The following is a 12506-nucleotide window of genomic DNA, read 5'->3' as shown; positions in this document are numbered from 1 at the left end:
TCGTCTGCTGGAAGCCTGCCATGCCCACAGCGTCACCAATAAGACGGACGGCCATCTCCGGGCCGCGCGGCCTGGTCATGTGGGCAGAGTTCCGCGATCTGGCGTGCCAGGCCGCCGACCACAACGGAGTAGACTTCGTGGGCTTCCCGGTGTGTGACGACGGCCGCCGCTACAGCCAGATATTGGTGGCGCCGCTCGCCGAGCCGCCGCCGTCATTGGAGGTGAGACGGTGATCAAATACTTCACCCACGGCGGGGCCGAGATTGCGGCCTTTCACGATCAGAAAACCGGGAGCTGGCAGTATGTGATCGTCGATCCGACCACACGGGCTGCGGCCATCATCGATCCTGTCTGGGACTTTGACGAGAAGGCGGCCTCAACGTCCACCGGCAACGCGGACCGGATCCTCGACCATATTCGCGACCGCAACCTGGCCGTCGAATGGATTCTGGATACCCACCCGCATGCCGACCACTTCTCAGCGGCGCCCTACCTGACGGAAAAGCTGGGAGCCCCGACGGCGATCGGCGAGAAGGTCACGGACGTTCAGATATTGTGGAAAAATCTCTACGGTCTCGCCGACGCATTCCCTGTTGACGGACGTTATTGGGACCGGCTGTTTAAGAGTGAGGAGCGCTTCAAGCTGGGGGGGCTTGAGGGGCGTGTGATGTTCTCACCCGGACACACAATGGCATCCATTACTTACGTGATCGGGGGCAACGCCTTCGTGCACGATACCCTGATGATGCCGGACGCCGGCACTTCCCGGGCTGACTTTCCCGGCGGTGATTCGAGGGCGCTCTACCGCAGCATTCAGGATCTGCTGGCGTTGCCGGACCGCACCGGCGTGTTCGTCGGTCATGACTACGGGCCCGGAGGCCGCGAGCCGGCCTGCTTCAGCACAGTCGCTGAACAAAAGGCCAGCAACATCCACGTTGGCCGAGGCCGGTCGGAGGCAGAGTTTGTCGCATTGCGTGATGAGCGCGACGCCAACCTGCCCCTGCCCAACCTCATGCTCTACGCCCTTCAGGTGAATATCCGGGGCGGGCGACTGCCCGAGCCGGACGCCAACGGGCGTGTGTTCTTCCGCATACCCGCCAACCAGTTCAAGCCACCTCGTGGCGTATAACGATGGAGGCTGGCGATTGAGGGGCCACCGGCGCGGCCGTGTTGCGCCTACTCGCGACCTGTTCCCACCAGACGGCGGGCGCCGCCCGCCTGCAACCCGAGGAAACTGACATGAGCACCAAATCCATCACCCCCGAAGATGCCGCCCGCCTCGTCGCAGAAGGGGCGCTACTGGTCGACATCCGCGAGCCCGGCGAATGCGCCCTGGTCATCGCCGGAGCCCACCCCGCGCCCCTTTCAACGGGCGCGGCCGGGCTGGCGGCCAAGCCGGGCCAGCCGGTCATATTCCACTGCCGCAGCGGTCGGCGCACGCAGATGAACGCCTCCGCCCTTGCGAGCACCGTGGACACAGACGACGTCTATCTGCTGGAAGGCGGGATCGACGGCTGGCAGGCTGCGGGGCTGCCGGTCGAGCGCCGCTGAGGCGGGCGGCGGATGGATCTGATCCAGCCCATCCTGGCAGGGGCCTCGGGCTCGGTCGTAGGCTTCACCCTCGGTCTCGTCGGCGGTGACCTGTAGCCGTGCAAACTCGGTATTCCGCAAGTCGCGAATCGATTGCGTCTGCTCCCGCCCAACGGGTGGAGGACCCTCGCCGGACAGGCTCGGCGTCGCCTGCTCCACCCGCGTCTCGTGGACACAAGTTGTCGGCGGACTGACAGCACCCGACCGCCGGACCCCCAAGGTCCGGCAGTCGCGTTGGCTTAGGCCCAGGTGTAGAGGCCGCTGGTGTCGATCCAGTTATCTCTGCCCAGGATTTGGCCGTCTTCTGTGATCGTCAGTTGCATCGCGTCATGCCTTGAGGCGGGCAGCCAGGAAGTCCAGATGGCCGATCGGATTGTACAGGACAGTCCCGTCGGCGTTCAGGGTCACTGTGGCGCCATTTGCGCTGGTGCCCACCGACACAATGGTGAGCGTGCCCCCCGTCGACATCAGTCGCGCCGGCTGTGAAGTTCGAGGCTGCGAACGTGAAGCTCTCGTCCTCGCCCACACCGTTCCGGAGGATTCCGGCGAAGCCGAGATCCAGACGGGCACGCGTCAAACCCCGCCGCCGCCCGGTGAACCGCGGGGAATACGATATGACCTGCTCCTGGATTGGTTCGGCGGCGGCTGACGCCTCCAAGACGACGTCTGGGGGTAATGGGCGCTGCCGGACTAGCTCCACTGTTGAAAACCTTGCGGACGGTCTGCGGTCCCATGCCAGGCGGCACACGTTGCGGACTGGACCCGACGGAAACCTCGCATTGTCGCGGCGTTCAAGGTTCTGCAAACTCGCTCCGGAACCCCATGCCCCCGCCCGCTGACCGTCGCACTTCACGCCGTTTTGACTCGATCCTGCGCCCCACGCCGGACGGGCTCTGGTGTCCAGGTGGAGCGTTTTTCATCGATCCGCCGCGGCCCGTCGATCGGGCGGTCATCACCCACGGCCACGCCGATCATGCGCGAGCGGGGCACGGCGCCGTACTGGCGACCCCTGAAACCCTGGCCATCATGGGCGAACGCTACGGCCACGACTTCGCCGGTCACGCGCAGTCGCTGGCCTATGGCGAGCGGGTCGTGATCGGGGGTGTCGAGCTGTCGCTGGCGCCGGCGGGCCATGTTCTGGGCTCGGCACAGGCAACGGTTCGTCAGGGCGGACTGACGATCACGGCCTCGGGGGACTACAAGCGCCGACGCGATCCGACCTGTGTCCCGTTCGAACCCGTGCCCAGCGACGTCTTCATCACCGAGGCGACCTTCGGTCTGCCCGTGTTTCGCCATCCGCCGGACACGCAGGAGATCGGGCGGTTACTGCGGTCGGTCCAGCAGTTTCCCGAGCGCGCCCATCTGGTCGGGGCCTATGCCCTCGGCAAGGCGCAACGCGTGATCCGCCTGCTGCGCGAGGCCGGCTATGACGAGACCATCTATGTCCACGGCGCGCTGGAGCGGCTGAACCGGCTGTACGAGCATTTCGGCGTGTCGCTGGGCGCGCTGGCGCCGGCGACCGGGTCCAAGGCCGATTTCGCCGGGCGCATCATCATCGCCCCGCCCTCGGCGCTGGCCGATCGCTGGAGCCGGCGGTTTCCCGACCCGGTCACGGCCTTCGCCTCGGGCTGGATGAGCGTGCGGGCCCGGGCGCGGCAGCGGGGCGTGGAGCTGCCGCTGGTGCTGTCGGACCACGCGGACTGGGACGAGCTGACCGAGACCCTGACAGAGCTTTCGCCCGAAGAGATCTGGATCACCCACGGACGCGACGACGCCCTGCGCCGCTGGGCCGAGTTGAACGGGCTGACGGCGCGCGCCCTGCACCTGGTTGGCTACGAGGACGAGGACGACGACTGATGCGCGCCTTCGCCGCCCTGCTGGATCGCCTGTCGCTGACCGCGTCGCGCAACGCCAAACTACGGCTGATCCGCGACCACTTGGCGGACGCACCGGATCCTGATCGAGGCTGGGCCCTGGCCGCCCTGACCGGCGCCCTGTCGTTCACCGCCGCCAAGCCGACCATGATCCGCCAGGCGGTCGAGGCGCGGGTCGATCCGGAACTGTTCCGGCTGTCCCACGACTATGTCGGCGACCTGGCCGAGACCGCGGCCCTGATCTGGCCCGCCCGTCACGGCGCCAACCGGGAGCCCGATCTGTCGGAGGTGGTCGACGCCCTGACACAGGCAAAACGCGGCGAGGTCCGGGCGCTGCTGGAGGGGTGGCTGGACGCGCTGGACGCCGACGGCCGCTGGGCCCTGCTCAAGCTCGTGACCGGGGGGTTGCGCGTGGGGGTCTCGGCGCGGCTGGCCTGGCAGGCCGCGGCGGACTTCGGCGGGGTCGAGGTCGCCGAGATCCAGGAGGTCTGGCACGCCCAGACGCCGCCCTATGCCGACCTTCTGGCCTGGCTGGACGGCAAGGCCGACCGTCCTGCGGCCGACGCCCACGGCCGGTTCAGGCCGGTCATGCTGGCCCAGCCGCTCGACGAGGCGGACCTGCCGAAGCTGGACCCCGCCGCCTACGCCGCCGAATGGAAATGGGACGGCATCCGGGTTCAGGCCACCAGCGAGGGCGGGGTGAAACGCCTCTACAGCCGCACCGGAGAGGATGTGTCGGCGGCCTTCCCCGACGTGCTGTCAGCCCTGACCTATGAAGGGGTGATCGACGGCGAGCTGCTGGTTTTGCGGGACGGACGGGTCGCGCCGTTCGGCGACCTGCAGCAACGGCTGAATCGCAAGGCCGCGGACGCCAGGGTGATGGCGGCCTATCCCGCCGGCATCCGCGCCTATGACCTGCTGGCGGCGGACGGCGTCGATCTGCGCGGCCTGACCTTCGTCGAGCGGCGGGCACGGCTGGAGGCCCTGGTCGCCAGGACGGCGTCCGACCGGATCGATCTGTCGCCGGTGCAGCCGTTCGCGTCGTGGGAGGCGCTCACGGCCTTGCGTCTCGCGCCGCCCGCCGGCGATCCGGCGGCGGCGGAGGGGCTGATGCTCAAACGACTCGACAGCGTCTATGAGGCGGGCCGACCCAAGGGACCGTGGTTCAAGTGGAAGCGGGATCCGCACCTGATCGACGCGGTGCTGATGTACGCCCAGCGGGGTCACGGCAAGCGCTCCAGCTTCTATTCCGACTACACCTTCGGCGTATGGATCGAGGACGCGAACGGGGCCCATGCGTTGACGCCGGTGGGCAAGGCCTATTTCGGTTTCACCGACGAGGAGCTGAAGCAGATCGACAAATTCGTGCGCGACCACACGGTCGAACGCTTCGGCCCGGTGCGGTCGGTGCGGGCGGACCGCGAGTTCGGCCTGGTGCTGGAGGTGGCGTTCGAGGGTCTGCAGCGGTCGAAACGCCACAAGTCAGGGGTCGCCATGCGTTTCCCCCGGATCAGCCGCATCCGCTGGGACAAGCCGGCGAAGGAGGCGGACGAACTGGCGACGCTGGAGGGGATGTTGGATCAGGTCGAACCGGCGCTGGGGTGAGCCGTCAGGCCGGGGCGTCCAAAGACCTAATGCCGAACCCGGACGTAGTCGCCGGGCGCGGCGGCGCCGGCCTTCAGCTTGCCTGAGCCCACCTTGCGGGCCTTGACCTTGTCGTCGGCCCCGCCGGCGTCGAGCCAGCCCTGCCATTCGGGCCACCACGAACCGGCCTTCTGCTCGGCGCCGGCCAGCCAGGCCTCGGCGTCAGCGGGGGCGTCTTCATTGGTCCAGTAGCCGTGCCTGTTGGCCGCCGGCGGATTGATCATTCCGGCGTTGTGGCCCGAGCCCCCCAGCAGGAACCGCGTCGGCCCGCCGAAGAAGGCGCGACCGGCGTAGGTGTTCTTCCAGGCCGAGACATGATCATCCTTCAGCGCCACGATCATGACCGGGGTCTCGATCGCCTTGAGGTCCAGCGTCACGCCGTCGATCGCGACCCCGCCGTCCTTGAGCTGGTTCCCGCGCAGGATCTGGCGGCCGTATTCCTTCAGCATCCGCGCCGGGATGCGCGAACCGTCGTCAAACCACCACAGCAGGTCCGAGGCGCGGGCCTCGTCGCCCAGCAGATAATGGTTCACCACCGACGACCAGATCAGGTCGTTGGCGCGCACGGCCGAGAACAGCTTGGTCAGGTCGTGGGCCTCGACATAGCCCTTGTCGTCCAGATAGCGGTCAAAGGCTTTCAGGTCGTCTTCGCCGGTGAACACCGACCATTCGCCCATCTCGCCGAAGTCGACGAGGGTGGCGATCAGGGTGGCCGAGGCGATGCGGTCAGCCCGGCCTGTACGGGCCAGATAGGCCAGCGTCATGGCCGAGAGCGTGCCGCCCAGGCAGTAGGAGACCAGATCCGCGTCCGGCTCGCCCGTGGCTGCCTCGACGGCGTCAAGGGCGGCGATGACGCCGTCCTTCACATAGGCGTCCATGCCGTTGTCAGCGTGGCTCTCGTCCGGGTTGGCCCAGGAGATGACGAAGACGGTGTGGCCCTGATCGACCAGCCATTTCAGATAGCTGGCCTTGGGCGTCAGGTCGAAGAGGTAGTATTTGTTGACCAGCGGCGGCACGAACAGCAGCGGGCGGCGATAGACCGTGTCGGTCGTCGGCGCATACTGGATCAGTTCCATCAGGTGGTTCTTGAACACGACCGCGCCCGGCGTGGCGGCGACGTTGACGCCAAGCTCGAAATCATTCGGCGCGCGGCGGCTGACCAGCCCCTGCCCCCTGCCGACGTCCTCCAGCAGGTTCGACAGACCGGTCATCAGGTTCAGGCCGCCGCTCTCGATGGTGCGGCGGGCGACCTGCGGATTGGTGTGGGCGAAATTCGTCGGCGCCAAGGCGTTCATCATCTGGCGGCTGGCGAAGTCGACCTGGGCGCGGGTCGCGTCATCGACCGGTGCGGCGGCGACGAAATCCTGCAGCTGGCGCGCGGCCAGCAGATAGGCCTGTTTCAGATAGTCATAGACCGGTTCGTCGCTCCACGCCGGGTCGGAGAAGCGGCGATCGCCCTTGGCCGGAGCGGCGACGGGAGTGGCCTCCTGGCCCATGGCCCGCTCGCCCATGGCGCGCCACAGGGCGACCCAGTCGTTCCAGTTGTTCGCCTGGGCCTCGAACAGCGCCGCGGGCTGGATCATCACCGCGGTGTTGAAGTCGATCATCGCCCGCGTGAGCGTCGCCGGATCATAGGGCAGCGCCTGGGGCGCGGCGGCCTGGGCCATGGTCGTGCGCACCGCGGCGGCGGCGTTCTGCATCAGGGTGGTCAGGGTCTCGGCCACGACGGTCGGGTCAGGCAGATGGGGAACCGGCGGCTGGGAAACGGTCATGGGCAGGCTTTCCGCTTACAGCGAGACGAGGACATCCACGGCCGCGCAATCGCGCGGGGCCACGAACAGCAACGCCAGGGCGCGGTCCGGGTTCTCGGCCGCCCAGATCGGGCAGTGAGTGTCGAATGCGTCGATCAGCGCGGCTGCCGGCGTGGGAATAGTGGTTCGGATGGCGGGCATATAGGCGGCGGAGTCGAAGGCCATGACGGTGTCCTCGGAAAGGAGACGTTCGGATGGAGGGGTATGTCATGGCTTTTTTGTCCTGACGATGCCAAAATCTGTGCAATCGTTGTGCGTTTTTGCACAGGAGCGGACGGTGGCCGACTTCAACTGGAACGACCTGCGCGCCTTCCTCGCCGTGGCCCGCACGGGGCGTCTGACCACGGCGGCCGCGCGGACCGGCATGGACCACACCACCGTGGCCCGGCGCATCGCGGCGCTGGAGGACGGTCTGGGGGCCCGGCTGTTCGACCGCAGCCCCCAGGGCTACGCCCTGACCCCGCACGGCGAACGCCTGATGCCGACGGCGGAGAAGATCGAGAGCCTGACCCTGCTGGCCGCCAGCGAACTGGGCGAGGCCGACCAGGCCCTGACCGGCACGGTGCGGATCGGCGCGCCGGAGGGCTTCGGCAGCTACGTTCTGGCGCCGCTGATGGCCAAACTGGCCGACCGGCATCCTGGACTCGATATCCAGCTGGTGGCCATCTCCGGCGTGCTCAGCCTGTCCAAGCGCGAGGCCGACATCGCCGTGACGCTCAGCGCGCCGCGCGAGGGCCGGCTGATCTCGCGCAAACTGACCGATTACGGCCTCAGCCTCTACGCCGCCCCCGCCTATCTCGACGCACGCCCGCCGATCCTGACCCGCGCCGACATGGCCGGCCAGCGCTTCATCGGCTACATCGGCGACCTGCTCTACGCGCCCGAGCTCGACTATATGCAGGCGCCCGACGTCGACATCCATGTCGCCCTGCAGAGCTCCAACCTGATCGCCCAGCTCCAGGCCGCGCTGGCCGGGGCGGGCCTGTGCGTCCTGCCCGACTTCATCGCCGCGCGCGAGACGGATCTGCGGCGTGTGCTGCCCGACGCCGTGCATCTGGACCGCAGCCTGTGGCTGGTCACCCATGCCGACCTCAAGCCTCTGGCGCGTATCCGGGCGGTCACGGCGATGATCGTCGAGGCGGTCAAGGCGGACCGGGCCATGTTCACCAGCGCCTGACCCGACCTCTGGACACCCGTCCGATTTTGTTTCAAGCTTAAAATATGTCGTCGGATCGAGCCGTCAAAAGCATCGCCGTTGTGGGCGCCGGGCCGGGCGGCCTGTACCTCGCCATTTCCCTGAAGCTGCGTGATGCGTCTCTCGACGTCGTGGTCCATGAGCGCAACCGCGCGGACGACACCTTCGGCTGGGGCGTGGTCTTCTCCGACCAGACCCTGGCCAATCTGAAGGCCAACGACCCGGAAACTGCCGCCGCCATCGAAGCGGCCTTCGTCCACTGGGACGACATCGACGTCCATATCCATGGCCGGACCATCCGCTCCGGCGGGCATGGTTTCGCGGGCATCGGGCGGCAACGGTTGTTGACCGTCCTACAAGAGCGCGCCCGGTCGCTCGGAGTCGATTTGAGGTTCGAGGACGAGGTCGCCGACATTCGCGCCCTGCCGGCCGACGTCATCGTCGCCGCCGACGGCCTGAACAGCCGCGTCCGCAACGACAATCCCGAGGTCTTCGGCGTCGACATCGATGTGCGGACCAACAAATACATCTGGCTGGGCACGAAACAGTCTTTCGACGCCTTCACCTTCGCCTTCGTCGAGACACCCCACGGCTGGATCTGGGCCCACGCTTACCAGTTCGAACCGGGCGCCTCGACCTTCATCGTGGAGTGTTCGGAGGCGACATGGCGCGGCCTTGGCTTCGAGGCCATGGATCACGACCAGACCTGCCGCGCGGCGGAGGGCCTGTTCGCCGACTGGCTGGGCGGCCATGCCCTGATGAGCAATGCCAAACACCTGCGCGGCTCAGCGTGGCTGAACTTCCCGCGCGTGGCCTGTTCCAACTGGCGCGCCGGCAGGGTGGTGCTGCTGGGCGACGCGGCGCACACGGCCCACTTCTCGATCGGCTCAGGGACCAAGCTGGCCTTCGAGGACGCCATCCGCCTGGCCCGGGCCCTGACCGACGGGGGCGATCGGGACGCGGCGCTGGCCGCCTATGAGGCAGAGCGCCGGGTGGAGGTGCTGAAGCTGCAGAGCGCGGCCCGCAACTCCACCGAATGGTTCGAGACGGTCGACCGCTATGTCGGACTCGACCCGCTGCAATTCGCCTACAGCCTGCTGACCCGCAGCCAGCGCGTCAGCCACGAGAACCTGCGCCTGCGCGACCGCGACTTCCTGACCGGGGTCGAGCGCTGGTTCGCCGACAACGCCGGCGCTCCGTCCACAGACAATCCACCCCCGCCCATGTTCGCACCACTGAAACTGCGCGGCCTGACCCTGCCCAACCGCGTCGTCGTCTCGCCCATGTGCATGTATTCGGCCGAGGACGGGACCGTCGGCGACTTCCATCTCGTCCACCTCGGCGGGCGGGCGCTGGGCGGCGCGGGTCTGGTCTTCACCGAGATGACCGACGTCTCGGCCGACGCCCGGATCACGCCCGGCTGTGCGGGGATGTACAGCCCTGAGCATCGCGACGCCTGGAAGAGGATCGTCGGCTTCGTCCACGCCCAGGGTTCGCGCATCGCCATCCAGCTGGCCCACGCCGGGCGCAAGGGCTCGGTTGAACGGCCGTGGGGGCCGCGCGCCGATCAGCCGCTCGAGGACGGCTGGGCGTTGATCGCTCCGTCCGCCATTCCGTGGTCGGACGAAGATCAGATTCCGCGCGAAATGACCCGCGCCGACATGGACCGCGTCCGCGACGACTTCGTGCGCGCGGTCGGCTGGGCCGACGAGGCCGGCTTCGACATGGTCGAACTGCACTGCGCCCACGGCTATCTGCTATCGTCCTTCCTGACGCCGGTGTCGAACCACCGCGCTGACACCCACGGCGGCCCCGTCGAGAACCGGCTGCGCTTCCCGCTGGAAGTTTTCGCCGCCATGCGCGCAGCCTGGCCCGACGACAAGCCGATGTCGGTCCGCCTGTCGGCCAGCGACTGGGTAGAGGACGGCCTGACGCCTGAGGACTCGGTGGCCATCGCCCGCGCTTTCGCCGAGGCCGGCTGCGACCTGATCGACGTGTCTGCGGGATCGACCACGCTGGACGGCCAGCCCGTCTACGGCCGGATGTTCCAGACCCCGCTCAGCGACCGCATCCGCAACGAAGCGGGGGTGGTCACCATGGCCGTCGGCAACATCTATGAGACCGACCATGTGAACAGCATCCTCGCCGCCGGGCGCGCCGATTTGTGCGCCCTGGCCCGGCCGCATCTGGCCGATCCGAACTGGAGCCTGCGCGCCGCCGCCGAGCTGGGCTGGCGAGGGGTCCAGCCGCCCGTCCAGTACCGCGCCGGTTTCGCCCAGCTGGCCCGCAATCTCGAACGCCAGCAGCAGGTGGGATCCGTATGAGCCTGACCGGACATCACGCCGTGGTCACCGGAGCCGGGTCGGGCATCGGCCGCGCCACCGCCGACCGGCTGGCCGAGGCCGGCTGTCAGGTCACCCTGATCGGCCGCCACATCGATCGGCTGGTCGAGACCGCCGACCGCGTCGGCGACGCCGCCTTCGCCGCCCCGGCCGACGTCACGGACCCGGACGCCCTCGCGGCCGCCATCGAGGCGGGTCGCGACCGGTTCGGCCCGATTGACATCCTGATCAACAACGCCGGCGCGGCCACCTCCGCCCCCTTCCTCCAGACCGACGCCGAAGCCTTGCGCGCCATGCTGGCCCTTAATCTGGAAGCGCCCGCAGAGGCCGCGCGTCTGGTTCTGCCGGGCATGCTGACCCGTCGATGGGGCCGGATCGTCAACGTCGCCTCGACGGCCGGCCTGAAGGGCTATGCCTACGTCTCGGCCTATGTCGCGGCCAAGCACGGCCTCGTCGGTCTGACCCGCGCGCTCGCGCTCGAAGTCGCCTCGAAGGGCGTGACGGTCAACGCCGTCTGCCCGGGCTTCACCGACACCGACCTGGTCGCCCGCTCGGTCGAGGCCATCGTCGGCAAGACCGGCCGCAGCGAGGAGGAAGCCCGCGCGGCGCTGGCCGCCTCCAACCCGCAAGGCCGGCTGATCACCCCGGACGAGGTCGCCATGACCATCGTCTGGCTGTGCGGCGACAACGCCTCGGGCGTCAACGGTGCCGCCGTACCCGTCGCGGGCGGCGAACTGTGAGCCCCGCCGCCGCCCATCTGCCGGACAGGCTGGGCGGCGCGCCCGACGGCAAGCGCTCGCTGCGTCTGTGGCTGCGGCTGCTGACCTGCTCCACCCGCATCGAACAGACGGTGTCGCAGCGGCTCAGGGACGAATTCGACTCCACCCTGCCCCGCTTCGACATGCTGTCGGCCCTCGACCGGGCCGGCGCCGGGGGCCTGACCATGGGCGAGGTCTCGCGCATGCTGATGGTGTCCAACGGCAATGTCACCGGCCTGGGCGCGCGGCTCCGGGCCGACGGCCTGATCGAGGCCGTGGCGGGGGTCGACCGCCGCGTCCAGCGCGTGCGTCTGACCGCCGCCGGACAGGCGCGCTTCGCCGTCATGGCCCGCGCCCACGAACGCTGGATCGAGGCCCTGTTCGCCGGCCTGACCGGGGCCGAGGCCGACGATCTGACCCGACTGCTGGAGCTGACCAAACAGTCGCTCCACGCCACCACGCCCGAGGAGCTGAACGGATGAAGGCGCGCGACTACAAGGCGGCCCATTTCCTGTGGTCGGTCGATGACGACGGCGTCGCGACCCTGACCCTGAACCGGCCCGAGCGGAAGAATCCGCTGACCTTCGACTCCTATGCCGAGATGCGCGACCTGTTCCGCGCGCTCGTCCACGCCGACGACTGCGAGGTGGTGATCGTCACGGGCGCCGGCGGCAATTTCTCGTCGGGTGGGGACGTGCACGAGATCATCGGCCCGCTGACCGAAATGGCCATGCCGGCCCTGCTCGACTTCACCCGCATGACCGGCGATCTGGTCAAGGCCATGCGCGGCTGCCCCCAGCCCGTGATCGCCGCGCTGGACGGCGTCTGCGTCGGGGCCGGGGCGATCATGGCCATGGCCTCGGACCTGCGCATCGCTACGCCGCGCACGAAGACGGCCTTCCTGTTCACCCGCGTGGGGCTGGCCGGTTGCGACATGGGCGCCTGCGCCATCCTGCCCCGCCAGATCGGTCAGGGCCGGGCGTCAGAGCTGCTGTTCACCGGCCGGGTCATGACCGCCGACGAGGGCGAGCGCTGGGGCTTCCACAACCGCGTCGTCGAGGGCGAGGCCTTGATGGAGACCGCACTGGAACTGGCGCGCTCGCTAGCCAAGGGGCCGACCTTCGCCCACGGCATCACCAAGAACCAGCTGAACGTCGAATGGGACATGAGCCTGGACGCCGCCATCGAGTCCGAGGCCCAGGCCCAGGCCATCTGCATGCAGACCAACGACTTCCGCCGCGCCTATGAGGCCTTCGCCGCCAGGCGCGAGCCGGTGTTCGAGGGGAACTGAG

General features: G+C 68.5%; 12 protein-coding genes. 9 read left to right on the top strand and 3 right to left on the bottom strand.

Features of this window, described 5'->3' with window-relative positions; translation table 11 throughout:
- The first annotated feature begins 229 nt into the window (after positions 1-229).
- Complete coding sequence (locus tag Q8K49_RS13450) at positions 230-1129, top strand: MBL fold metallo-hydrolase (RefSeq protein WP_370867782.1); 900 nt, start codon at positions 230-232, stop codon at positions 1127-1129.
- Positions 1130-1239: 110 nt separating this feature from the next.
- Entirely contained in the window at positions 1240-1551 is a 312-nt protein-coding gene (locus Q8K49_RS13445; RefSeq protein WP_305306592.1) for a rhodanese-like domain-containing protein, read from the top strand.
- A 366-nt stretch (positions 1552-1917) separates the two neighbouring features.
- On the opposite strand, the gene Q8K49_RS13440 is transcribed toward Q8K49_RS13445, so the two are convergent.
- Positions 1918-2058, bottom strand: a complete 141-nt coding sequence (locus tag Q8K49_RS13440; protein ID WP_305306591.1) for a hypothetical protein — start codon at positions 2056-2058, stop codon at positions 1918-1920.
- A gap of 354 nt (positions 2059-2412) precedes the next feature.
- On the opposite strand from Q8K49_RS13440, the gene Q8K49_RS13435 reads away from it, so the two are divergent.
- Both Q8K49_RS13435 and Q8K49_RS13430 read left to right on the top strand, forming a co-directional pair.
- Positions 2413-3447, top strand: a complete 1035-nt coding sequence (locus Q8K49_RS13435) for a ligase-associated DNA damage response exonuclease (RefSeq protein ID WP_305306590.1) — start codon at positions 2413-2415, stop codon at positions 3445-3447.
- The gene (locus tag Q8K49_RS13430; protein ID WP_305306589.1) at positions 3447-5069 is read left to right on the top strand and encodes a cisplatin damage response ATP-dependent DNA ligase; all 1623 of its coding nucleotides are present in this window, start codon (positions 3447-3449) and stop codon (positions 5067-5069) included. Before Q8K49_RS13435 ends, Q8K49_RS13430 begins: the two co-directional genes overlap by 1 nt.
- Before the next feature lie 26 nt (positions 5070-5095).
- Here the strand turns inward: Q8K49_RS13430 and phaC are convergent, their stop codons facing one another.
- Positions 5096-6880 carry a class I poly(R)-hydroxyalkanoic acid synthase gene (gene phaC, locus Q8K49_RS13425; RefSeq protein WP_305306588.1) on the bottom strand — a complete coding sequence of 595 codons (1785 nt, stop codon included), beginning with the start codon at positions 6878-6880 and terminating at the stop codon, positions 5096-5098.
- Between the two features lie 15 nt (positions 6881-6895).
- Complete coding sequence (locus tag Q8K49_RS13420) at positions 6896-7084, bottom strand: hypothetical protein (protein WP_305306587.1); 189 nt, start codon at positions 7082-7084, stop codon at positions 6896-6898.
- A gap of 112 nt (positions 7085-7196) precedes the next feature.
- On the opposite strand from Q8K49_RS13420, the gene Q8K49_RS13415 reads away from it, so the two are divergent.
- From Q8K49_RS13415 to Q8K49_RS13395, 5 genes are read left to right on the top strand one after another with little or no spacing between them, the layout of a single operon-like run.
- On the top strand, positions 7197-8096 hold the full coding sequence (locus Q8K49_RS13415; protein ID WP_305306586.1) for a LysR family transcriptional regulator: 900 nt from the start codon (positions 7197-7199) through the stop codon (positions 8094-8096).
- 44 nt (positions 8097-8140) lie between these two features.
- On the top strand, positions 8141-10438 hold the full coding sequence (locus Q8K49_RS13410) for a bifunctional salicylyl-CoA 5-hydroxylase/oxidoreductase (protein ID WP_305306585.1): 2298 nt from the start codon (positions 8141-8143) through the stop codon (positions 10436-10438).
- Positions 10435-11196, top strand: a complete 762-nt coding sequence (locus Q8K49_RS13405) for an SDR family NAD(P)-dependent oxidoreductase (RefSeq protein WP_305306584.1) — start codon at positions 10435-10437, stop codon at positions 11194-11196. Before Q8K49_RS13410 ends, Q8K49_RS13405 begins: the two co-directional genes overlap by 4 nt.
- Positions 11193-11696 carry a MarR family winged helix-turn-helix transcriptional regulator gene (locus Q8K49_RS13400; RefSeq protein WP_305306583.1) on the top strand — a complete coding sequence of 168 codons (504 nt, stop codon included), beginning with the start codon at positions 11193-11195 and terminating at the stop codon, positions 11694-11696. The genes Q8K49_RS13405 and Q8K49_RS13400 overlap by 4 nt, the downstream gene beginning before the upstream one ends.
- Positions 11693-12505 carry an enoyl-CoA hydratase family protein gene (locus Q8K49_RS13395; RefSeq protein ID WP_305306582.1) on the top strand — a complete coding sequence of 271 codons (813 nt, stop codon included), beginning with the start codon at positions 11693-11695 and terminating at the stop codon, positions 12503-12505. Before Q8K49_RS13400 ends, Q8K49_RS13395 begins: the two co-directional genes overlap by 4 nt.
- The last annotated feature ends 1 nt before the right edge of the window (position 12506 follow it).

It is taken from the genome of Brevundimonas sp. (genome assembly GCF_030682035.1).
GTDB lineage: Bacteria > Pseudomonadota > Alphaproteobacteria > Caulobacterales > Caulobacteraceae > Brevundimonas.
This window is presented reverse-complemented; position numbering and strand designations above follow the sequence as displayed.

Coding starts and splice junctions, on each gene's coding strand:
- Q8K49_RS13410 (WP_305306585.1), top strand. CDS start 8,141: ATGTCGTCGGATCGAGCCGTCAAAAGCATCGCCGTTGTGGGCGCCGGG.
- Q8K49_RS13440 (WP_305306591.1), bottom strand. CDS start 2,058: ATGTCGACGGGGGGCACGCTCACCATTGTGTCGGTGGGCACCAGCGCA.
- Q8K49_RS13395 (WP_305306582.1), top strand. CDS start 11,693: ATGAAGGCGCGCGACTACAAGGCGGCCCATTTCCTGTGGTCGGTCGAT.
- Q8K49_RS13420 (WP_305306587.1), bottom strand. CDS start 7,084: ATGGCCTTCGACTCCGCCGCCTATATGCCCGCCATCCGAACCACTATT.
- Q8K49_RS13430 (WP_305306589.1), top strand. CDS start 3,447: ATGCGCGCCTTCGCCGCCCTGCTGGATCGCCTGTCGCTGACCGCGTCG.
- Q8K49_RS13435 (WP_305306590.1), top strand. CDS start 2,413: ATGCCCCCGCCCGCTGACCGTCGCACTTCACGCCGTTTTGACTCGATC.
- Q8K49_RS13405 (WP_305306584.1), top strand. CDS start 10,435: ATGAGCCTGACCGGACATCACGCCGTGGTCACCGGAGCCGGGTCGGGC.
- phaC (WP_305306588.1), bottom strand. CDS start 6,880: ATGACCGTTTCCCAGCCGCCGGTTCCCCATCTGCCTGACCCGACCGTC.
- Q8K49_RS13445 (WP_305306592.1), top strand. CDS start 1,240: ATGAGCACCAAATCCATCACCCCCGAAGATGCCGCCCGCCTCGTCGCA.